Annotated in this window: 19 protein-coding genes and 6 tRNA genes; 3 read left to right on the top strand and 22 right to left on the bottom strand. The window is 59.0% G+C overall.

Translation table 11 applies throughout. The features are described 5' to 3' along the window. Positions 1–2 precede the first annotated feature (2 nt). The 6 genes from rlmH to leuS form a co-directional block, all read right to left on the bottom strand. Positions 3–473, bottom strand: a complete 471-nt coding sequence (gene rlmH / locus ACLEIV_RS15045; RefSeq protein ID WP_410457445.1) for a 23S rRNA (pseudouridine(1915)-N(3))-methyltransferase RlmH — start codon at positions 471–473, stop codon at positions 3–5. Next, positions 473–814: a ribosome silencing factor gene (gene rsfS / locus ACLEIV_RS15040; protein WP_410457444.1), complete on the bottom strand. Its 342-nt coding sequence runs from the start codon at positions 812–814 to the stop codon at positions 473–475. The genes rlmH and rsfS overlap by 1 nt, the downstream gene beginning before the upstream one ends. 34 nt (positions 815–848) lie before the next feature. Further along, positions 849–1,496 (bottom strand): nicotinate-nucleotide adenylyltransferase, encoded by a 648-nt coding sequence (gene nadD, locus ACLEIV_RS15035; protein WP_410457443.1) that lies wholly within the window; start codon positions 1,494–1,496, stop codon positions 849–851. Next, on the bottom strand, positions 1,493–2,515 hold the full coding sequence (gene holA, locus ACLEIV_RS15030; protein ID WP_410457442.1) for a DNA polymerase III subunit delta: 1,023 nt from the start codon (positions 2,513–2,515) through the stop codon (positions 1,493–1,495). Before holA ends, nadD begins: the two co-directional genes overlap by 4 nt. Further along, a complete protein-coding gene (locus ACLEIV_RS15025) occupies positions 2,515–3,000 on the bottom strand; it encodes an LPS-assembly lipoprotein LptE (RefSeq protein ID WP_410457441.1) in 486 nt (161 codons plus the stop codon). The genes holA and ACLEIV_RS15025 overlap by 1 nt, the downstream gene beginning before the upstream one ends. 163 nt (positions 3,001–3,163) lie before the next feature. Beyond that, on the bottom strand, positions 3,164–5,743 hold the full coding sequence (gene leuS / locus ACLEIV_RS15020; protein ID WP_410457440.1) for a leucine--tRNA ligase: 2,580 nt from the start codon (positions 5,741–5,743) through the stop codon (positions 3,164–3,166). Between the two features lie 121 nt (positions 5,744–5,864). Between leuS and ACLEIV_RS15015 the strand changes: the two genes are divergently transcribed. After that, on the top strand, positions 5,865–6,350 hold the full coding sequence (locus ACLEIV_RS15015; protein WP_410457439.1) for a zinc ribbon-containing protein: 486 nt from the start codon (positions 5,865–5,867) through the stop codon (positions 6,348–6,350). Between the two features lie 252 nt (positions 6,351–6,602). Here ACLEIV_RS15015 and lnt read toward each other — a convergent pair whose 3' ends face one another. The 5 genes from lnt to miaB all read right to left on the bottom strand — a co-directional run bounded on the left by lnt (position 6,603) and on the right by miaB (position 12,103). Beyond that, a complete protein-coding gene (gene lnt, locus ACLEIV_RS15010; RefSeq protein ID WP_410457438.1) occupies positions 6,603–8,153 on the bottom strand; it encodes an apolipoprotein N-acyltransferase in 1,551 nt (516 codons plus the stop codon). Between the two features lie 2 nt (positions 8,154–8,155). Continuing rightward, positions 8,156–9,037 (bottom strand): CNNM family magnesium/cobalt transport protein CorC, encoded by an 882-nt coding sequence (corC, locus tag ACLEIV_RS15005; protein WP_410457437.1) that lies wholly within the window; start codon positions 9,035–9,037, stop codon positions 8,156–8,158. Between the two features lie 9 nt (positions 9,038–9,046). Beyond that, positions 9,047–9,511: an rRNA maturation RNase YbeY gene (ybeY, locus tag ACLEIV_RS15000; RefSeq protein WP_410457436.1), complete on the bottom strand. Its 465-nt coding sequence runs from the start codon at positions 9,509–9,511 to the stop codon at positions 9,047–9,049. Next, on the bottom strand, positions 9,508–10,539 hold the full coding sequence (locus tag ACLEIV_RS14995; protein ID WP_410457435.1) for a PhoH family protein: 1,032 nt from the start codon (positions 10,537–10,539) through the stop codon (positions 9,508–9,510). Before ACLEIV_RS14995 ends, ybeY begins: the two co-directional genes overlap by 4 nt. 133 nt (positions 10,540–10,672) lie before the next feature. Beyond that, complete coding sequence (miaB, locus tag ACLEIV_RS14990; RefSeq protein ID WP_410457434.1) at positions 10,673–12,103, bottom strand: tRNA (N6-isopentenyl adenosine(37)-C2)-methylthiotransferase MiaB; 1,431 nt, start codon at positions 12,101–12,103, stop codon at positions 10,673–10,675. A gap of 172 nt (positions 12,104–12,275) precedes the next feature. Between miaB and ACLEIV_RS14985 the strand changes: the two genes are divergently transcribed. Beyond that, entirely contained in the window at positions 12,276–13,445 is a 1,170-nt protein-coding gene (locus ACLEIV_RS14985; protein ID WP_410457433.1) for an FAD-dependent monooxygenase, read from the top strand. Positions 13,446–13,610: 165 nt separating this feature from the next. On the opposite strand, the gene ACLEIV_RS14980 is transcribed toward ACLEIV_RS14985, so the two are convergent. The 8 genes from ACLEIV_RS14980 to pth form a co-directional block, all read right to left on the bottom strand. Continuing rightward, positions 13,611–13,685: transfer RNA gene (locus ACLEIV_RS14980), tRNA-Gln, on the bottom strand. Positions 13,686–13,696: 11 nt separating this feature from the next. Then, a tRNA-Leu gene (locus ACLEIV_RS14975) sits at positions 13,697–13,781 on the bottom strand. A gap of 6 nt (positions 13,782–13,787) precedes the next feature. Continuing rightward, positions 13,788–13,864: transfer RNA gene (locus ACLEIV_RS14970), tRNA-Met, on the bottom strand. Between the two features lie 64 nt (positions 13,865–13,928). Next, positions 13,929–14,003: transfer RNA gene (locus tag ACLEIV_RS14965), tRNA-Gln, on the bottom strand. Between the two features lie 45 nt (positions 14,004–14,048). Then, positions 14,049–14,123 (bottom strand) — tRNA-Gln (locus tag ACLEIV_RS14960). A 4-nt stretch (positions 14,124–14,127) separates the two neighbouring features. After that, positions 14,128–14,204, bottom strand: a tRNA-Met gene (locus tag ACLEIV_RS14955). Between the two features lie 260 nt (positions 14,205–14,464). Then, positions 14,465–15,556, bottom strand: a complete 1,092-nt coding sequence (gene ychF, locus ACLEIV_RS14950; protein WP_410457432.1) for a redox-regulated ATPase YchF — start codon at positions 15,554–15,556, stop codon at positions 14,465–14,467. A gap of 30 nt (positions 15,557–15,586) precedes the next feature. Beyond that, positions 15,587–16,183 carry an aminoacyl-tRNA hydrolase gene (gene pth, locus ACLEIV_RS14945; RefSeq protein ID WP_410457431.1) on the bottom strand — a complete coding sequence of 199 codons (597 nt, stop codon included), beginning with the start codon at positions 16,181–16,183 and terminating at the stop codon, positions 15,587–15,589. Positions 16,184–16,377: 194 nt separating this feature from the next. Here pth and ACLEIV_RS14940 point away from each other — a divergent pair, with 194 nt between their 5' ends. Next, positions 16,378–17,106: a TSUP family transporter gene (locus ACLEIV_RS14940; RefSeq protein WP_410457430.1), complete on the top strand. Its 729-nt coding sequence runs from the start codon at positions 16,378–16,380 to the stop codon at positions 17,104–17,106. Positions 17,107–17,345: 239 nt separating this feature from the next. Here ACLEIV_RS14940 and ACLEIV_RS14935 read toward each other — a convergent pair whose 3' ends face one another. The 3 genes from ACLEIV_RS14935 to lolB all read right to left on the bottom strand — a co-directional run bounded on the left by ACLEIV_RS14935 (position 17,346) and on the right by lolB (position 19,999). Next, the gene (locus ACLEIV_RS14935; RefSeq protein WP_204796848.1) at positions 17,346–18,293 is read right to left on the bottom strand and encodes a ribose-phosphate diphosphokinase; all 948 of its coding nucleotides are present in this window, start codon (positions 18,291–18,293) and stop codon (positions 17,346–17,348) included. A 261-nt stretch (positions 18,294–18,554) separates the two neighbouring features. Beyond that, a complete protein-coding gene (gene ispE, locus ACLEIV_RS14930) occupies positions 18,555–19,424 on the bottom strand; it encodes a 4-(cytidine 5'-diphospho)-2-C-methyl-D-erythritol kinase (RefSeq protein ID WP_410457429.1) in 870 nt (289 codons plus the stop codon). Then, positions 19,424–19,999 (bottom strand): lipoprotein insertase outer membrane protein LolB, encoded by a 576-nt coding sequence (gene lolB / locus ACLEIV_RS14925; protein ID WP_410457428.1) that lies wholly within the window; start codon positions 19,997–19,999, stop codon positions 19,424–19,426. The genes ispE and lolB overlap by 1 nt, the downstream gene beginning before the upstream one ends.

Genomic DNA, 19,999 nt, shown 5'->3' with positions numbered 1-19,999 from the left:
TATTACTCTCGGTGATAGGGATGGTTGTTATTGATGCTCCAGGCACGATACAGGCTCTCTGCCGCCACCACCCGCACCAGCGGATGAGGCAGCGTCAGCGGCGATAAAGACCAGGATTGTTCGGCGGCGGCCTTGCAGGCCGGGGACAGCCCTTCGGGACCCCCGATCAGGATGGCGACATCCCTGCCGTCGAGTTGCCAGCGGGTCAGCTCGCCGGCCACCTGTTCCGTGGTCCAGGGACGGCCGGGAATATCGAGGGTGACGATGCGTGCCGATTTGGAAACGGCGGCCAGCATCTGTTCCCCTTCCTTGTGCAGGATGCGCTCGATATCGGCATTCTTGCCGCGTTTACCGGCAGGAATCTCGATAAGCTCGAGCGGCAGATCCCGGGGAAAACGCCGCTGATATTCCTGAAAACCGGCGGTTATCCAGGCCGGCATCTTGGTACCGACCGCCACCAGTTGCAATTTCATCAGGCCACGGCTCCGACGCTATTGCCACCCCAGAGTTTTTCGAGCTGGTAAAAGTCGCGGGTTTCTTCCTGCATTACATGCACTATGGCGTCGCCCAGGTCGACCAGTACCCATTCGCCGGCGTCCAGGCCGTCTACACACATCAGGTGCAGGCCGGCGTGTTTGGCTTCGGTGGCCAGGTGTTCGGCGATGGAGTTGACATGGCGGCTGGAATTACCGGAGCAGATGATCATGCAGTCGGTGATGGTGGACTTGCCGCTGACATCCAGAACCTGAATATCACGGGCTTTGAGATCGTCGAGCTTGTCGACGATGAAGGTATGCAGTTCTTGACCTTGCAAGGGGGCTTTCTCCTCAATTCAAAATGACGACGGATTATAACACGGGCCCCTGATAGAGTCCCTTATCTCGAATATAGTCCGCGACCGGGTCAGGCAACAAATATTGAGGATTGTTCCCGGCCCGGATGCATTCACGGATTTGGGTGGATGAAATATCCAGCTGCGGGTTGTCGAACAGGTAAATACAGCCGGCCGGGCGGCGATGCAATTGCTCGCTGTCCCGGGTGCCGTGGGTCTGGTACAGCGCCTTGATGGCCGGGTTGAAGTCGGGCATCCAGCCGGGTCTGTGACTGACCACCAGGTGGGCATGTTCGAGCAGTTCCTGCCAGCGATGCCAACGGTCCAGGCTGCACAGGGAGTCCATGCCCATCAGAAAGCACAGGGGGATACTGGGGTGTTCCTGACGCAGTTCGATCAGCGTCTCGACGGTCCAGGAGGGGCGATTGCGCCTCAGTTCCCGGTCGTCCACGGTCAGCCCCGGGGTCTGTGCCGCCGCCAGCTGCACCATGGCCAGCCGGTGTTCCGGCGCGCTGTCGGGGGAGGCTCTGTGGGGAGGAATATAATTGGGCAGCAGCCGAACCTCGGCCAGCTCCAGTCGTTCCAGCATGTGAATGGCCGGGCGCAAATGGCCGACATGAATGGGATCGAAGGTGCCTCCCAGCAGGCCGATGGCTTTTTTCATGGGGTTATCGTCAGTGGTTGCGCATCGAAAAAGCCGACGCAGAGGCTGTAGAGCCAGCGCCAGGCCTCGTCGTCATCGAAGGTGGCGACGGCCCGGTCGGCGGCGGCGAGCATGGACTGCAGCTGGTGCAGTTTGGGCATCGGCAACCGGCCAAGGGCCGCCTGTATCAATGGCTGGCGGCTGGACCAGACATGCAGGGCACCGGCCAGTTGATGAAACGATTGCCCCCCCTGCAACCCCTGTTGCAGTTGTTGCAGGGTGCTCAACTCCCTGGCCAGCAGGTGGCACAACATACCGGCTTCCACTCCTTCCTGGCGTAGTTGCAACAGAATACGACAGGCCCGTTTGACCTTGCCCTGCAACAGGGGGTCGAACAGCTGGAAGGGGTTGAATTGATGGTGGGGCTGCATCTGTTGCTGCAGTACCGCCAGCGTCAGTGGTTGCGGCAGCTGCTGCAGGGCCAGCTTTTCAATTTCGCCGGCTACCGCCAGCAGGTTGCCTTCGAAGGCATAGGCCAGCCAGTGCAGGGCGTCGGGTTCGGCACTCAGCCCATGCCGGTGCAAGCGTTGTGTCAGCCAGCGGGGAAAGTGCCGGGCATCCGGGGTGACGACCGGCACCTGAGGCCCCGCCGCCGTCAGTGCCTTGAACCAGGCACTCTTCTGTTGTTGCTGGTTCAGGCGTGGCCCCGTGACCAGCAACAGCAAGTCGCCGTGGCACTGGCCCAGTAATTCGCGTAACCGATCCGAGCCGGTCTTGTCGAGTTTGTCCGGCAGGTGCAGCTCGATGATCTGCCGCTGGCTGAACAGGCTCATGGACTGGCTGGCCGCGAAGATGTCGTCCCAGTCGAGGCCTTCGTCGGCATCGAAGCGGTGACGCTCGTCGAAGCCCTGAGTACGGGCAGCCTGGCGCAGGGTGTCCAGCGCTTCCTGTTTCAGCAGCGGCTCGTCACCATAAATGAAATAGCAGGGGGCCAGCCCGGCCTGCAGATGTTGCGGCAGCTGTTCCGGGTAGAGGCGCATCAGAACGACAGGCGATTGAGCTGGCGCACGATTTGCGCGGCGGCCTCGAATTCCATCTGCTCGCGCAGTTGCTGTTGTTCGCGACCCGATGCCAGAGCCTGCTCGGATTTATCGAGGAAGCTGCGGTTGAAGGTAACGTTAAACACCTGACGCGGTTCGTCGGGCATGTCCAGGGTAAAGCGGGTGCTGAAGCGGGTGGCATATTCGAGCGCATCGGCCCGGGCGTTGACCGAGGCGACGCTGTTTCCCTGGCCCAGTGCCGATATGGTCAGCACAGGGGTGAGTGCGTCGGGCTCGACCAGTTGTACTCCGGCGCGTTGCAGCCGGGCTGCGACCAGACGATAGAACTGGGTCTTGTCGTCGCCGACCAGGGCCAGTCGCTGCAATTCGGGCGCAAGATTGTCACCGCCCCTGAGCTGAAAACCGCAGCCGGCCAGCAGCAGCGTCAGTAGAATCAGAACTCCTGCCTTGATTCGAGTGAGCATGAAAACTCCTTTAAAAACAGCGTGAAGCTGTAAGCTTGTTCGTAGGGTCGAGTTCATTCGACCAAAAGGCCCATATAAATGGGCCTGGCGTTATCTGTGTCGTCATGGCTGCGCAGGCGGGTATTCATGGAATCTCGCCTGCGCCGGAGTGAAGATCATGGCTTTAGTTCGCGACTATGTTCAGCAGCTTGCCGGGTACGTAGATTACCTTGCGAATGGTCTTGCCATCCAGGTGACGAGCCACGTTGTCGTCGGCCTGGCCCGCGGCTTCTACCGCTTCCCGGCTGGCATCGGCGGCCACGGTGATCTTGCCGCGGACCTTGCCGTTGACCTGCACGACCACCAGCTTCTCGTCTTCTACCAGCGCATCGGCATCGGCCTGTGGCCACCGGGCATGATCGATGTCGCTCTGGCCCAGGGCCTGCCACAGTTCGAAACAGGTATGCGGCACTATGGGGTGCAACATGATGGTGACCGCTTCCAGCGCCTCCTGCAGCAGGGCGCGGTTTTGTTCATCACTCATGTCGACCCTGGTCAGCTTGTTCATCAACTCCATGATGGCGGCGATGGCGGTGTTGAAGGTCTGGCGGCGACCCACGTCGTCACTGACTTTGGCGATGGTCTTGTGCACATCACGGCGCAGGGCTTTCTGCTCGTTGCTCAAGCCGGCCACATCCAGTGCCGCGACCGGGCCGTGAGACTGATGCTCGAACACCAGCTTCCACAGGCGCTTGAGGAAGCGCAGGGCACCTTCGACACCGGAGTCGGACCATTCCAGGGTCATGTCGGCGGGTGAGGCGAACATCATGAACAGGCGCACGGTGTCGGCGCCGTACTTGTCGACCATCACCTGAGGGTCGATGCCGTTGTTCTTGGACTTGGACATCTTGGTCATGCCGGTATGCACCAGCTCGCGACCGTCCTTGTCTAGGGCGCGCTTGACCCGGCCCTTTTCGTCCCGCTCCATGGTGACATCCAGCGGGCTGACCCAGGTGCGGGCGCCTTTTTCATCGGTATGGTAGAAGGCGTCGGCCAGCACCATGCCCTGACACAGCAGGCGCTTGAACGGCTCGTCGGATTCGACCAGGCCGGTGTCGCGCAGCAGCTTGTGGAAGAAACGGGCGTACAACAGGTGCATGCAGGCGTGCTCTATGCCGCCGATATACTGATCCACCGGCAGCCAGTAGTTGGCCTTTTCCACGTCCAGCATGCCCTGATCGTTATCCGGGCTGCAGTAGCGGGCGTAATACCAGGACGACTCCATGAAGGTGTCAAAGGTGTCGGTCTCGCGTCGTGCCGGCTGGCCGTTGTAGCTGGCCCTGGCCCACTCGGGGTCGGCCTTGATCGGGCTCTGGATGCCGTCCATCACCACGTCTTCCGGCAGTACTACGGGCAAGTCAGCTTCCGGTACGCCGACCACGGAGCCATCTTCCAGATTGAGCATGGGGATGGGGGCGCCCCAGTAACGCTGACGGCTCACCCCCCAGTCCCGCAGGCGGAAGTTGACGGTACGGCGGCCCAGATCCTTGTCGATCAGCGCATCGGCGATGGCATTGAAGGCTTGCTCGAAGTCGAGGCCGTCAAACTCGCCGGAGTTGAACAGCACGCCTTTGTCGGTATAGGCGGCTTCACTGACGTCCGGCTCGCCACCGTCGGCGGGCCGGATAACCGGCATTATATCCAGGCCGTACTGGGTGGCGAATTCATGGTCGCGCTGGTCGTGGGCGGGGACCGCCATCACGGCGCCGGAGCCGTAATCCATCAGTACGAAGTTGGCAATCCAGATGGGCACCTGCTTGCCGGTCAGCGGGTGTACCGCATAGAAACCGGTGGCCATGCCCTTTTTCTCCATGGTAGCCATTTCGGCTTCTGCCACCTTGTTGTGCTTGCACTCGTCGATAAAGGCGGCCAGTGCCGGGTTGTGCTCGGCGGCCTGGGTCGCCAGCGGGTGACCGGCGGCGATGCCGACATAGGTCACGCCAAACAGAGTGTCGGGGCGAGTGGTATAGACTTCAAAGGACTGTTGCTGGTCGGCGACCGCAAAGCTCAGGGTGACGCCCTCGCTGCGACCGATCCAGTTGCGCTGCATGGTCTTGACCTGTTCGGGCCACTCATCCAGGTTATCGATGTCCTTGAGCAGCTCGTCCGCATATTCGGTGATCTTGATGAACCACTGGGGGATTTCCTTCTGCTCCACCGGGGTGTCGCACCGCCAGCAGCAGCCGTCATTGACCTGTTCGTTGGCGAGCACGGTTTCATCGTGGGGGCACCAGTTGACGGAGGAGGTCTTCTTGTAGACCAGGCCTTTTTCATACAGCTTGGTGAAGAACCACTGCTCCCAGCGATAATACTCGGGCGTACAGGTGGCCAGCTCCCGATCCCAATCGTAACCGAAGCCCAGTCGTTTGAGCTGGTTCTTCATGTAATCGATGTTTTCATAGGTCCAGGGCGCCGGTGCCGTCTTGTTGTTGATGGCGGCGTTTTCGGCGGGCAGGCCGAAAGCATCCCAGCCGATGGGCTGGAGCACGTTTTTACCTTGCAGCCGTTGGTAGCGAGAGATAACGTCACCTATGGTGTAGTTACGTACATGCCCCATGTGCAGTCGGCCCGAAGGATAGGGGAACATGGATAGGCAGTAGAACTTGTCTTTGCCCGGCTGTTCGGTGGCCTTGAAGGTCTGCTGATCTGCCCACAAGCGTTGCACTTCGGGCTCAATATTCTGGGGAATGTATTGCTCTTGCATTAGTGACATCCGGATCTGTGAAATGGGTGATAAACCACGGCGATAAATCGCCATAGAATACCCCAGGGGGGGGAGGGCAACAATAGCCGCACCGCCAGGGCTCGGTATCCAAGGGGGGAAGATGGACAATAACGAACAAAAACACAAAAAAGGCTATGACGCCTTCGTCGAAGAATTGCATCGCCGCTGGCAGCAAACCGAAGACACCAGCATCAGGGAAATGGTGGAAACCACCCAGGCCTATATGGAAGCGGCCGGCGATCTGACCAAAGACGAGCTGGCACTGATTGCCCAGTACGTGAAGCGGGATCTGGCCGAGATGGAAGACAGCGGCGATGCGTTTCGCGACAGCCTCTTCTACCGCCGGATCAAGGAAACCGTGTGGGGCTGGCTGGCCGACATCACCGACAAGAGCCAGCTTGAATGGCAGGAGCTGTCCAGCGAGCTGGAACATCACGGTGAATACCGGGCCGGAGAAGTGGTGGGTCCGGGCCTGTATGACTGTACCCTGTGCGCCCACTCCCACGAAGTAACCCATCCAGAGGTACTGACTACCTGTCTGGAATGCAACCACGAGACTTTTATCCGCCGGCCGCTGGAGCCTTGAGACACGGTGAGAGGTGAAGGGAGGGGATAAAAGAGGCAACAGGGCTGCCTCCTGCGACAGGCTGCAGATAAATGGCACTCACCGCTTCAGTCTGCTGTGAACATCCGGTGCATGTTCGCAGCAGGTTGAAACAGCGAGCGGTCGGTCCCACGGCGCGTCGGCGGAGCTGGCCCTTTGGCCGAAGGAAAAACATATCAAGCTACAAAACCAAGCTGTTCTTCTACTCTGGATGTGTGACTAATAGAAAGGGGTTCAGCTTCTCGCTTTTGCCCTCAGGTTTTCTTTTGCGGCCTGCTTCTGCTGGCGCCATCTGTGTTGCCGTCGGCCCAGTGTTATCGCCAGGGCGGCACTGATCAACAGCCATATCAGTAACGGTGTGCTGCCGAAGCGGGCATAGGGTGTGAGCCCTGTCATGCCGGTGACCTCGGTACGCAATACGTCGGCTTCGAACTGGGGCAGGCTGTCGGTAATGCGGCCCTTTTCATCGGTGACCAGGGTGACGCCGTTGTTGGTGGCGCGGATCAGCGGTCTACCCAACTCAAGGGCGCGCATGCGGGCAATCTGCTGGTGCTGCCAGGGGCCGATGGATTGACCAAACCAGGTGTCGTTGGACAGGGTCAGCAGGTAATCGGTGTCGGGCTTCATGTTATTCCGTACCAGCCCGGGAAAGGCCACTTCATAACAGATGGCCACACTGAGGTGACGGCCGGCGGCGTTGAGATCCGGCTGGCCGGCCTCGCCGCGCGAGAAGGACGACATCGGCAGGTCGAAGAAGGGCGCCAGTGGCCGCAGCAGGCTGCCGAAGGGCACAAATTCGCCTACCGGAACCAGTTGCTGCTTGTAATAGCGGTTACTGTGTTCGGATTGGTAGGGAATGGCGTTGCGACCCAGGGTGATAACGGCATTATAAACCTCATCGGTATCGGGACGGGACACGGTACCGGTGATCAGGCTCTGCCCGCGTTCGCGCATCAGCTGATCCACCTGCTCCAGCCAGGGGGCCAGACGTTGCTCGGAAGCCGGCAGTGCCGATTCGGGCCAGATCACCACATCAGCATCCCGCTCGGGCAGGGTCAGGCCGATATAGCGCTCCAGACTCAGCTCCAGCTGCCCCGGAATCCATTTCAGCGATTGTTCTATATTGCCTTGTACCAGGGCGAAACGGCTGCTCTGGGTGGGGGTCACCCATTGTATGAAACCGGCGCCGAAGGCGGCGCCCCATAACAGCAGCGCCGCCAGACCCGGCCACCAGGTGGACTGACGGCGCAGCAACAGCCATAACGCCGCCGCCGAAAAGGTCAGTAGCCAGCTGATGCCCTGCACTCCCAGTACCGGTGCCAACCCGGCAAGGGGGCCTTCCAGCTGGCTGTAGCCGAACCACAACCAGGGAAAACCGGTCAGTACCCAGCCGCGCAGCCAGTCGGCCAGCACCAGCAGGGCCGGCAGCACCAGCAGGGCTCGCCATCGGGGTGAAGGCACCAGTCGTTGTGCCAGCCAGACGGCGGCGGCGGTATAGAGGCTGAGGTAGGCGGCCAGCAGGGCGACCAGCACAAAGGCGATGACCAGGGGAATGCCGCCGAAAATGGTCATGCTGTTGTGGATCCACCACAAACCCGGCAGATAGAGTCCCATGGCCCAGACAAAGCCGCGTTTGGCGGCGGTCACGGGGCCAAGGTTCTGGGTAACGGCATAAAGACCGTACAGCGACACCAGCGCCAGTGGCCAGTAGTCGAAGGGGCTGAAGGCTAAAACGCCGAGGGCCCCGCTAAGCAGGGCCCCGAGAGCAGGCAGATAATGGCGCACTGTTATATGGCTTCCGAAGTGGAGGTTTCCTGATTGTTCGGTATCTTAACCTGTAACTGCAGCAAACGTCGACGGTCGGCGTGGGCCACCTTGAACACGAAGCCGTTGAGCTCGACCTGTTCGCCCTTGGCGGGGAGATGACCGAAGGCGTGCATCACCAGACCACCGACGGTGTCGGCTTCTTCATCGCTGAAGTCGCTATGAAAGAACTCGTTGAAATCTTCGATGTCGGTCAGTGCCGCCACCGCATAGACGCGCGACGTAATCTGACGGATTTCGGCGCTGGCTTCCGCGTCATATTCGTCTTCGATGTCGCCGACGATCAGTTCCAGAATATCCTCTATGGTTACCAGGCCGGATACACCGCCGAACTCGTCTACCACAATGGCCATGTGGTAGCGTTGTTGGCGAAATTCCTTGAGCAGCTTGTCGAGTCGCTTGCTTTCCGGGACCACCACGGCGGGGCGCAGCACCTTGTCGATGGAGAATGCTTCGTCGGTGAGAGTAAAGCCGTACTGCAGCAGATCCTTGGCCAGCAATATGCCCTCTATATGATCCTTGTCTTCGTTGACCACGGGAAAGCGGGAATGGGTAGACTCGATGATCATCGGCAGGAAGGAAGAAACGGGCTGGGACTTTTCTACCGTCACCATCTGGGAGCGGGGGATCATGATGTCCCGTACGCGTAGCTCGCTGACTTCCAGCACCCCTTCGATCATGTCCTTGGTGTCCTGGTCGATCAGCTCGCGCTGAGTCGCTTCCATGATCACTTCAACCAGTTCTTCACGATTCTTCGGTTCGCCCTGAAAAAGCTGGCCCAGCTTCTCAAACCAGTTTTTCTTGGTGGACGAACCGTTTTCTGAGTTCGAATTATCGTCGCTCATTGACCTTGTTTAACCTTCATCGTCTTGATAGGGGTTGGCAATACCGAATTCTGCCAGAATGGCTATTTCTCTGGCTTCCATGATTTCGGCTTCATCATCTTTAATATGGTCGAAACCAAGTAAATGCAAGCAGCCGTGTATCACCATGTGTGCCCAATGATCCAGCAACGGCTTGTGCTGCTCGGCCGCTTCCCGCTCAACCACCTGGCGACAGATCACCAAATCGCCCAGCAGCGGGAGTTCGATGCCGGGAGGGGCTTCGAACGGAAAGGACAGCACATTGGTGGACTTGTCCTTGCCTCTGTAGTCCCGGTTAAGCTCCTGGCTCTCGGCTTCGTCGACCAGCCGCACCGTGATTTCGGTTTCTTCGCGCTCACCGGTCAGTACGGCCTTGAGCCAGCTTTCCAGTTGCTGCTCATTCGGCAGTCCCGGCGCGTCATGACAGGCCGTTTGCAGATCCAGATACAGGATCATGATGCTTTCTCGTCCGGGTGTTGTTCACGCTTGAGCTGATCCTCGAAGGCTTCATAGGCCCGCACGATACGCGCCACTACCGGATGGCGCACCACGTCTTCGGCGCGGAAGAAGTTGAACGAAAGGCCATCGACGCCGGTCAGCACTTCAATCGCATGGCGCAGGCCGGACTTGGCGTTGCGCGGCAGATCTATCTGGGTGATGTCACCGGTGATCACCGCCCGGGAGTTGAAGCCGATACGGGTCAGGAACATCTTCATCTGCTCGACCGTGGTGTTCTGGCTTTCATCGAGAATGATAAAGGCATCGTTCAGGGTACGGCCGCGCATATAGGCCAGCGGTGCCACTTCAATCACGTTGCGTTCGATCAGCTTCTCGACACGCTCGAAGCCCAGCATCTCGAACAGGGCGTCGTACAGGGGGCGCAGATAGGGGTCGACCTTCTGGCTCAGATCACCGGGCAGAAAGCCCAGTTTTTCACCAGCCTCTACTGCCGGACGGGTCAGCAGAATGCGGCGTACTTCCTGCCGCTCCAGTGCATCGACTGCCGCCGCCACCGCCAGATAGGTCTTGCCGGTACCGGCCGGGCCTATGCCGAAGGTGATGTCGTGGCTGAGGATATGTGCCACGTAATGGGCCTGATTGGGGGTGCGGGGCTTGATCAGGCCGCGTTTGGTCTTGATCACTACTTCCTTGCCGTACTGGTAGCCTTCGCCGGGTGCTTCGCCCTGCTCCAGCGCCCGGCTGCCCTTGATGGCCAGATGTACCTGCTCGGGGGTGATATCGGGCACCGACTGGCCGCGCACTGGCTGGGTGTCGACATAAAGTTGTGTGAGCAGCTCACCACCGACCTTGACCAGGCTGGCCGGACCCACCAGCTTGAAGTGTTGGTTGTGATAGTTGATTTCCAACCCCAGACGGCGTTCCAGCTGTTTGATATTGTCGTCGAAGGGGCCACAGAGGCTGGCCAGGCGCGGGCCATCGGCCGGCTGAAGTTCAAGTTCCAGGGTGGTGACTTGTGCTGTCAAGATAACTCCGTATGTAGATGAGCCGGAAATACCAGGTTGACGTTATCATCACTCCTGGGTGCTGGCACCCTTTGTTGATGATTTCCTCGTGATTTCCGGCTTGCAGCTTATAGCTTAAGGCTTACCGCTTGATTCAAGGGGTAAAGGTGGCCACACCGACTTCGTCGGCCACGCCGTCCGGGCGGCGTGCCAGAATGCTCTTGGGCGATACCTGTACCCGCAGACCCATTTCATTCTCGCCATGCAGGAACTTGCCGCGCAGGCTGTGGGGCATGACTTCGGTGATCTCCACGTCGGCGAAGCCGCCGATCAGGGTATGGGGACCGGTGAAGTTGACGACGCGGTTGTTTTCGGTACGACCGCGCAGCTCCATGGGATCCAGCTTGGAGGGACCTTCCACCAGGATGCGCTGGGTCGAGCCCAGCATCTGCCGGCTGATCAACTGGGCCTGGTTGTTGATTACCGTCTGCAGGCGATAGAGCCGTGCCTTTTTCTCGTCCAGTGGCACATCGTCCGGCAGATCGGCGGCCGGCGTGCCTGGGCGGGCACTGAAGATAAAGCTGAAGCTCATGTCGAAACCGATATCTTCAATCAGCTTCATGGTTTTTTCGAAGTCGTCGGCGTCTTCGCCGGGGAAACCGATGATGAAGTCGGAGCTGATGGTGATGTCGGGACGCGCCAGCCAGAGCTTGCGGATCTTGGACTTGTATTCCAGTGCGGTATGCGGTCGCTTCATCAGGGTCAGAATACGATCCGAGCCGCTCTGTACCGGCAAATGCAGGAAGCTGACCAGCTCGGGCGTATCCTTGTATACCTCTATGATATCGTCGGTGAACTCGATGGGGTGGCTGGTGGTGTAGCGCACGCGGTCGATGCCATCGATGGAGGCGACCAGACGCAACAGCTCGGCAAAGCTGCAAATTTCACCGTCATGGGTCTCACCGCGATAGCCGTTGACGTTCTGGCCCAACAGGTTGACCTCGCGCACGCCCTGATCGGCCAACTGGGCGATTTCGTAGAGCACGTCGTCCATCGGCCGGCTGACTTCTTCGCCACGGGTGTAGGGCACCACGCAGAAAGAGCAGTATTTGGAGCAGCCTTCCATGATGGACACGAAAGCGGTGGCACCGTCTGCACGGGGTTCGGGCAGGCTGTCGAATTTTTCGATTTCCGGAAAGGCCACATCCACCTGGGCGCCGTTGCCTTCGAGCACCGATTTGATCATCGCCGGCAGCCGGTGCAGGGTCTGGGGACCGAACACGATATCGACAAAGGGAGCACGGGCGCGAATGGCATCACCTTCCTGGGAGGCGACGCAGCCGCCAACACCGATCACCAGCTTGGGGTTGGCGACCTTCAGCGGACGCCAGCGGCCCAGCTGATGGAACACCTTCTCTTGCGCTTTTTCGCGGATGGAGCAGGTGTTGAGCAGCAGCACATCGGCCTGCTCGGCATCGTCGGTGAGCTGGTAGCCGTGAGTGGCGTCCAACAGATCGGCCATCTTGGATGAATCGTATTCATTCATCTGACAGCCCCAGGTTTTGATATGAAGTTTTTTGCTCATGGCTCTCTTTGGATTACGGCAAGGGACATGTTTCAGGACCGGGGATTCTACTCTTTTCTGCCGGCAGTGACCAGATAATATCCAGCCGCAACCCGGTGACAGCGAGGGCAGATTCCCTCCGGGTTACCGCACTTTTTACGGTAGAATAGTCGAAAAATCGCGAGGTTAGCATATGGAACATTGTGATATTGCCATCATCGGCGGCGGCATGGTCGGGGCTCTGGCTGCGGCCCTGCTGGCCCCGACCGGCCTGAGTATTCGCGTCATCGAAGCAAAAGCACCGGCGGCCTTTGCGTCCGAACAGATGCCGGATTTACGGGTGTCGGCCATCAGTGCGACCTCGGTGCACCTGCTGCAACAGGCGGGTGCCTGGGAAGCCATCGTCGCCATGCGCGCCTGGCCTTACCGGCGGCTGGAAGCCTGCGAATGGCAGGGGTTCAGCACCCATTTCGAGGCCCGGGAGCTGGAGTGCGAGTACCTGGGCTACATGATCGAAAACCGCATCATACAGCTAGGACTGTGGCAGGCGCTGGCCCGGTGGCATAACGTGGTACTGGATTGCCCCAATGGGCTGACAGGCCTGACTCAAACCGCGTTCGGCGCCGAGCTGAGCCTGGAGGGCGGGCAGCGGCTGCAGGCGCGGCTGGTGCTGGCCTGTGACGGCGCCGAGTCTCGTACCCGTCAGCTGGCCGGTATCGGTATTTCGTCCTGGGACTATGCCCAGCACTGCATGCTGATCGGCATAGACGCTGACGGGCTGGAGCCGGACACCACCTGGCAGCAGTTTTTCCCCGCCGGTCCGCGGGCCTTTCTGCCGTTGGGGCAGCGGCAGGGATCCCTGGTGTGGTATGACCAAAAGGCGCGGATCAAGGAGCTGGTGGCGCTGGATGACGAATCGCTGGCTGAACAGATTGTCACTCATTTTCCGGCCCGGCTGGGCAATTTCAAGGTGCTGAGCAAGGGACATTTCCCGCTGCGCCGACGTCATGCCAACGACTATGTGAAAGGCACCGTGGTATTGCTGGGGGATGCGGCTCATACCATCAATCCGCTGGCGGGGCAGGGGGTCAACCTGGGCTTCAAGGACGTGGCGGCACTGAGCGAGCTGATTCATCAGGGCGTAGAGGCGGGCCTGGACATCGCCGCCGCCGAGCGATTGCAGCGCTATCAGCGCCGGCGCCGGCCCGACAATCTGCTGATGCAGTCGGCGATGGATCTGTGTTATCACACCTTCAGCAACGATCTGTTGCCGCTCAAGCTGTTGCGCAACCTGGGGCTGAAAGCCGCCGAGCACAGCGGTCCGCTGAAAACCCGGGTGATGAAGTACGCCATGGGGCTGTGAAGCAGCCGTAAGCTTTAAGACGAGCTGATGGCGCTACCGGACACGGTGCTGCCTTTATTAGTGCGGTAGGTTGGGATGAGCGAAGCGAATCCCAATGTTCAAAGGGAGATTCCAGTCCCAATTCCCGGAAAGCAAAAAACCAGCCATAAGGCTGGTTTTTTAATATGGCTGGGGTACCAGGATTCGAACCTGGGAATGGCGAGATCAAAACCCGCTGCCTTACCGCTTGGCGATACCCCAATTTTCTTAAATGGTGCGGGAGGCGAGACTTGAACTCGCACACCTTGCGGCGCTAGAACCTAAATCTAGTGCGTCTACCAATTTCGCCACTCCCGCAAAGAGTGGTGGCTATGGCGGGATTCGAACCTGCGACCCCATCATTATGAGTGATGTGCTCTAACCAACTGAGCTACATAGCCACATCAGCATCGGGTTTTCCCCGATATTCAGCATGATTCGAAGTTATTCAAAACAGCCTGAAAATGGCTGGGGTACCAGGATTCGAACCTGGGAATGGCGAGATCAAAACCCGCTGCCTTACCGCTTGGCGATACCCCAACAGCATGTGCCCGTATTTTTAACATATACCAGCACATTTTAAAATGGCTGGGGTACCAGGATTCGAACCTGGGAATGGCGAGATCAAAACCCGCTGCCTTACCGCTTGGCGATACCCCAGCAATGGTGGCTATGGCGGGATTCGAACCTGCGACCCCATCATTATGAGTGATGTGCTCTAACCAACTGAGCTACATAGCCATTGCTTTCTTGTTGATGACGTCTCGTCACCGAACGGGGCGCATTATGCGTACCCGGGCCGAAAGCGTCAACCGTTTTCTCCCGAAAAAAATGACCTTCCTAATCGTTTGGACAGAAACTAGCCATAGCGGTGTAAGGGTAAACAGCGGGGGGGGGGGGGGTTACACAAAAAAGGCCGGATGATGAGATCCGGCCTCTTTGTTCGCCTGTCGCCTACAGGTGTGCGGGCAGGCAGTTACGTGCTCTTGTGCTGGCGGCGTCTAGACGTTGAACAGGAAGTTCATGATATCGCCGTCTTTAACGATATAGTCTTTGCCTTCGGCACGCTGCTTGCCCGCTTCCTTGGCGCCCTGCTCGCCCTTGTAGGCGATGAAGTCGTTATAGGCGATAGTCTGGGCGCGGATAAAGCCTTTTTCGAAGTCGGTGTGGATTTTACCGGCCGCCTGGGGAGCGGTGGCACCCACGGGGATGGTCCAGGCGCGCACTTCCTTCACACCGGCAGTGAAGTAGGTCTGCAGGTTGAGCAGCTCGTAACCGGCGCGGATCACCCGGTTCAGGCCCGGCTCTTCCAGACCCAGATCGGCCATGAACTCGGCGGCTTCTTCCGCATCCAGCTCGGCAATCTCGGATTCCATGGCGGCACACACCGGTACCACGATGGCGTTTTCGGCGGCGGCAATTTCCATTACCTGGGCCAGGTAAGGGTTGTCCTCGAAACCGTCGTCATTGACATTGGCAATGTACATGGTGGGCTTGATGGTGAGGAAGTTCAGGTAGTCGATGGCCGCTTTTTCTTCTTTGGTCAGCTCGACGCTGCGCAGTACCTTCGCCTGTTCTAGTGCCGGCAGCAGTTTTTCCAGCACCGCCACTTCAAATTTGGCATCCTGGTCGCCGCCTTTGGCCTTCTTGGCATTACGGTGAATGGCGCGCTCACAGGTGTCCAGATCGGCCAGAGACAGCTCGATATTGATAACATCGATATCGTCCTTGGGCGATACTTTGCCTGCAACATGCACAATATTGTCGTCTTCGAAACAGCGCACCACGTGGCCGATGGCGTCGGTTTCACGGATGTTGGCCAGGAACTTGTTGCCCAGGCCTTCGCCCTTGGAGGCACCGGCGACCAGGCCGGCGATGTCCACAAATTCCATGGAGGTAGCCAGTATGCGCTGAGGCTTGACAATCTCGGCCAGGGCATCCAGACGCTTGTCCGGCACCGGCACCACGCCGGTGTTCGGCTCTATGGTACAGAACGGAAAGTTGGCGGCTTCTATGCCGGCCTTGGTCAGCGCGTTGAACAGGGTGGATTTGCCTACATTGGGCAGGCCCACGATACCGCATTTAAAACCCATGATGAATGTCCTGAGAGTGATGACTAAAAGTTACTTGGTGGAGTCGGCGTTAAAGGCATGCAGACGATTCATCGCCTTGTTCATGCCGTCGTTGAATAAAATATCGGTGCAGCGAGCGGCCTCGTCGACAGCGGCTTCCAGCAGGCTGTGTTCGGCGGCCGGCGCCTTGGTCAGTACAAATCCGGCTACCTGGGACTTATGGCCCGGGTGACCGATGCCGATGCGCAACCGGTAAAAATCCTTGTTGTTACCCAGGCTGCTGATGGTGTCTCGCAGACCATTATGACCGCCGTGGCCGCCGCCCTGCTTGAATCGGGCGGTACCCGGGGGCAGATCCAGTTCGTCATGGGCCACCAGAATCGACTCGGGCGGTATCTGGTAAAAGTTGGCCATGGCAGCCACCGCCTTGCCCGAGCGGTTCATGAAGGTGGCCGGGATCAGCAGGCGGACATCTTTGCCCTGGATGCGTACCCGGCTGGTCCAGCCGAAGAACTTGCCTTCTTCCTTCAGTTGGCCGCCGTGCAGCCGGACCAGCTCGGCCACATACCAGGCGCCGGCGTTATGGCGGGTCTGGGCGTATTCGGGGCCCGGATTGGCGAGCCCGACAATCAGTTCGATAGGATGCATATGCTGAGTCGGCCGTTAAAATGACGCCATATTCTAATTAAGAGCGGCAATAATGGCCACCTCGGTCGAGCCAATCCACCATAATAGGCGGTTGGATTGTTATTGTTTACAATATTTATCATTATTGTTTTATAAATGTCGAATGTATTATCGTTTGTTTAATACCCAGAACACCTCTGCTACGGGATAACATCATGTTCGAATTATTAGGCTGGTCGCTGCTGGCCGGGGTGGTCAATGCCCTGGCCGGCGGCGGTCTTTTTTTCACTCTGCCGGCATTGCTGGCGCTGGGGGTTCCCAGTACCGGCGCTGTGGCGACGGCCAGTGTGGCGTCCTGGCCCGGTTATGTCAGCGCCTTCTGGGGCATTCGCCGCCAGCTGAGTCAGGGTCCTCTGCTGGCACTGACCCTGATAGGCCTGCTGGGCGGCGGCCTGGGTGCCCTGACGCTGGTGCAGTTCCATGCGGACAATTTCAACTATCTGGTGCCCTGGCTGCTGCTGGGGGTGAGCCTGCTTTACGCACGTCAGCTGTTGAGCCGTTCCGGTTTCGAGGGGCCGCTGCAGTTGCGCCGCCGGGCATGGCCGCTGTTGCTGGGGGGGAGCTTCTATGGTGGTTTCTTCGGTGGTGGCCTGGGGGTTTTGCTGATGGCGCTGTCCGGTCAGTTGCGCCTGGGCTCAAACCTGCAGCAGCATGCCATCAAGCTGTATCTGTCGATGCTGGCCAGCGGCGCCACCATACTGGTGTATTCGCTGTCGGGGCTGGTGTACTGGCATGAAGCCTTGTTGCTGGCGCTGGGCTATCTGATGGGCGGCAAGCTGGGAGCCAGAGTGCTGGTATGGATAAAACCGAAGCTGCTGGCCTGGGGCATAGTGGCCTTTGGCATTGGCCTCAGCGGATATTACTTTGTGCGATTTTACGGCTGACTGCGAGGGGGCTGTGTAGACTCATACTGATCACATTAAGTCTCTGATCAGATATTGGAGCGGAGCGCCAGAGGCAACATAGCCGGCTCCCACGACACGCCATGAACTCATCCCTGAGGGCTCGGACATGACACCCTTGGCATGTCACGGTTGTGGGAGGTCACCTCTGGTATCTCTTCTCGAGCTAGAGCAGTTACAAAAAAGCCCGCATCAGCGGGCTTTTTTCCATGCCGTCGGGCTTATTGCTCGAACATGGCGGAGATGGATTCTTCGTTGCTGATGCGACGAATGGCTTCGGCCAGCATGGGCGACAGAGACAGTTGCTTGACCTTGCTGATGGCCTTCATCTCGTCGCTCAGGGGCACGGAGTCGGTGATGATGACTTCATCGATGACGGAGTCCTTGATGTTCTGGGCGGCATTGCCGGAGAACACGGCGTGAGTGGCATAGGCAAATACCCGTTTGGCGCCGCGCTCTTTCAGGGCTTCGGCGGCTTTGCACAGGGTGCCACCGGTGTCGATCATGTCGTCGACGATTACGCAGTCACGGCCTTCAACGTCACCGATCAGATGCATGACCTGAGACACGTTGGCACGTGGGCGGCGCTTGTCGATGATGGCGATGTCGGTTTCATCCAGCAGCTTGGCCACGGCGCGAGCGCGAACCACACCACCGATATCGGGTGAAACCACCACGGCATCGTGCAGATTTTTGGCTTTCATGTCTTCCAGCAGTACCGGGGTACCGAAGACATTGTCTACCGGTACATCGAAGAAACCCTGAATCTGCTCGGCATGCAGGTCAACGGTCAACACCCGATCAACACCCACGCTGGACAGGAAGTCGGCCACTACCTTGGCGGTAATCGGCACACGAGAGGAGCGTACACGACGATCCTGACGGGCATAGCCGAAGTAGGGGATAACCGCGGTGATACGACCGGCGGAGGCACGACGCAATGCATCCACCATCACGATCAGTTCCATCAGGTTGTCGTTGGTCGGCGCACAGGTAGACTGGATGATGAAGACATCTCCGCCCCGTACATTTTCGTTGATTTGTACGCTGATTTCGCCATCACTGAAACGGCCGACATCGGCAGCACTCAGTTTGATGAAAAGACGGTCGGCGATACGTTGGGCGAGTTCCGGCGTAGCATTACCAGCAAACAGCTTCATGTCGGGCACGGTTGAAAACCTCGGGGTTGCTTCATGGGTGGCGAGACTGGACGGGGCCGTGAACCCGTTATCACGGAACAAACATCCGCTATCCAGCCCGTTTTAGAATTCTATTCTAGTCGGTAGTGCGCCTGGCAGGTAGTCGGGCCTGAAGACCCGGACGGCGAGTGGGCTTTGGGCTCTGTCGTCCTGCTGGCGACACTGAACAACCGATTGACTCTTGAAACCAAGAGCGAAACAGGGCCCATCCCCGGTTTCTGCAATCGTTGTCTAGGTTGCCGTGTTCGATGGCGGGCTGGCGGCATCTATTTTCTGTAATGCACTGAAAAGAGGCGATATATTACAGCCTTTTGCGACAAAGCCGTGTGTGCCTTCCGGTGCCCTGGCCAGAGTTTGTTCAGCCTTCTCCCGGCTGCCAAAACTGGCGAAAATACAGGCCCCGGTGCCCGTCATTCTTGACGGCGCGTATTCTAGCAACCAGCCAAGGAGCTTGGCAACCTCGGGGTGGTGCTTTTTGACCAGCGCTTCACAATCGTTTTCCCAGGGTAAGGACAGCCGTTGTTGCAGGCTTAATACCGGGCTGTTACGGGGTAGATCCGGGTCGTTGAAAATGGCGGCGGTGGCCACTTCGATGTCGGGATGAAGCACCAGATACCAGGGCTCGGGAGGCGTGGCGGGGGTAAAAATATCGCCGACGCCTTCGGCAAAGGCGGCCTGTCCACGGATAAACACAGGTACATCGGCACCGAGTGTCAGCCCCAGCCGGGCCAGTTGTTCGGTGGACAGGCCGAGTTGCCATAACCGGTTCAGGGCCACCAGGGTGGTGGCGGCGTCGCTGGAACCGCCGCCCAGGCCGCCCCCCATGGGCAGGCGTTTGGTCAGGGTGATACGGGCCCCCCTGGTACAGCCGGTCTTGGTTTGCAGCAGGCGGGCGGCCTTGATTATTAGATTCTGTTCCGGTGACACGCCGGGGAGGGCGGGCGAGAGCGACAAGTCACCATCGGGCGCCACCGCAAAGCCCAGGCTGTCACCATGGTCGACAAACTGAAACAGGGTCTGCAGGTTATGATAACCGTCGTCCCGGCGGCCGGTGATATACAGAAAAAGATTCAGCTTGGCCGGAGCCGGCAACACCATCATCACTTCAGCTCCCATTGGTTGATGGCCAGACGAAGTGTGGTGTCGTCGTGGGTCAGGTCGAGGCGGCTGGGTAGCCAGAGTCCGTCAATCCGGGTATAGCCGAGATAACGCAGCCGCCAGCCATGGGCAACAATGGTCCGGGGGCGACCGTCGGTGTCATATTCTACCTGGTCCGCCTCACCCGGCAGGCCTTTTATCCAGTAAGAAAGCTGTTCTACCGGCAGATCCCACCCGGTCAGTCGAAACACCAGCTCCCGGGCATTACTGGCCTGATGCGGCCGGCCCTCGCTGTCGGTAAGCACGACCAGCCCCTGGCGACGAGTCAGATCGAACACGCGTTTTCCGACCACGTTGGTCAGGTTCATCCGGTAGTCGTCACCGTTCTGGCGCCAGAACAGGCTGAGGCTGCCCCTTTCCTCGGCGGTGATAATGCCGAGCCGGGCCGACAGCTGCCATTGCTGCAATTGAGTGAGGGTGGTTTTCTGGGCCTGCCAGGACCCGGCGGGGGCTTCCTGAGCCTGGTAGGCACAGCCCGACAGCCACAACAGAGCAAAGGTGAACAGTAAAATACGCAC

The sequence above is a fragment of the Oceanisphaera submarina genome (assembly GCF_046521305.1).
Taxonomy (GTDB): Bacteria; Pseudomonadota; Gammaproteobacteria; order Enterobacterales; family Aeromonadaceae; genus Oceanimonas; species Oceanimonas submarina.
The sequence above is the reverse complement of the archived record's forward strand: the minus strand, read 5'-3'. Positions and strand labels throughout refer to the sequence as shown.

Excerpts from the sequence above, each read along its gene's own strand:
- ACLEIV_RS14985 (WP_410457433.1), top strand. The coding sequence starts at position 12,276 with ATGGAACATTGTGATATTGCCATCATCGGCGGCGGCATGGTCGGGGCT.
- pth (WP_410457431.1), bottom strand. The coding sequence starts at position 16,183 with ATGCATCCTATCGAACTGATTGTCGGGCTCGCCAATCCGGGCCCCGAA.
- ACLEIV_RS15015 (WP_410457439.1), top strand. The coding sequence starts at position 5,865 with ATGGACAATAACGAACAAAAACACAAAAAAGGCTATGACGCCTTCGTC.
- nadD (WP_410457443.1), bottom strand. The coding sequence starts at position 1,496 with ATGAAAAAAGCCATCGGCCTGCTGGGAGGCACCTTCGATCCCATTCAT.
- ACLEIV_RS14940 (WP_410457430.1), top strand. The coding sequence starts at position 16,378 with ATGTTCGAATTATTAGGCTGGTCGCTGCTGGCCGGGGTGGTCAATGCC.
- holA (WP_410457442.1), bottom strand. The coding sequence starts at position 2,515 with ATGCGCCTCTACCCGGAACAGCTGCCGCAACATCTGCAGGCCGGGCTG.
- ispE (WP_410457429.1), bottom strand. The coding sequence starts at position 19,424 with ATGATGGTGTTGCCGGCTCCGGCCAAGCTGAATCTTTTTCTGTATATC.
- ychF (WP_410457432.1), bottom strand. The coding sequence starts at position 15,556 with ATGGGTTTTAAATGCGGTATCGTGGGCCTGCCCAATGTAGGCAAATCC.
- ybeY (WP_410457436.1), bottom strand. The coding sequence starts at position 9,511 with ATGATCCTGTATCTGGATCTGCAAACGGCCTGTCATGACGCGCCGGGA.
- rlmH (WP_410457445.1), bottom strand. The coding sequence starts at position 473 with ATGAAATTGCAACTGGTGGCGGTCGGTACCAAGATGCCGGCCTGGATA.
- miaB (WP_410457434.1), bottom strand. The coding sequence starts at position 12,103 with ATGAGCAAAAAACTTCATATCAAAACCTGGGGCTGTCAGATGAATGAA.
- ACLEIV_RS15025 (WP_410457441.1), bottom strand. The coding sequence starts at position 3,000 with ATGCTCACTCGAATCAAGGCAGGAGTTCTGATTCTACTGACGCTGCTG.
- leuS (WP_410457440.1), bottom strand. The coding sequence starts at position 5,743 with ATGCAAGAGCAATACATTCCCCAGAATATTGAGCCCGAAGTGCAACGC.
- corC (WP_410457437.1), bottom strand. The coding sequence starts at position 9,037 with ATGAGCGACGATAATTCGAACTCAGAAAACGGTTCGTCCACCAAGAAA.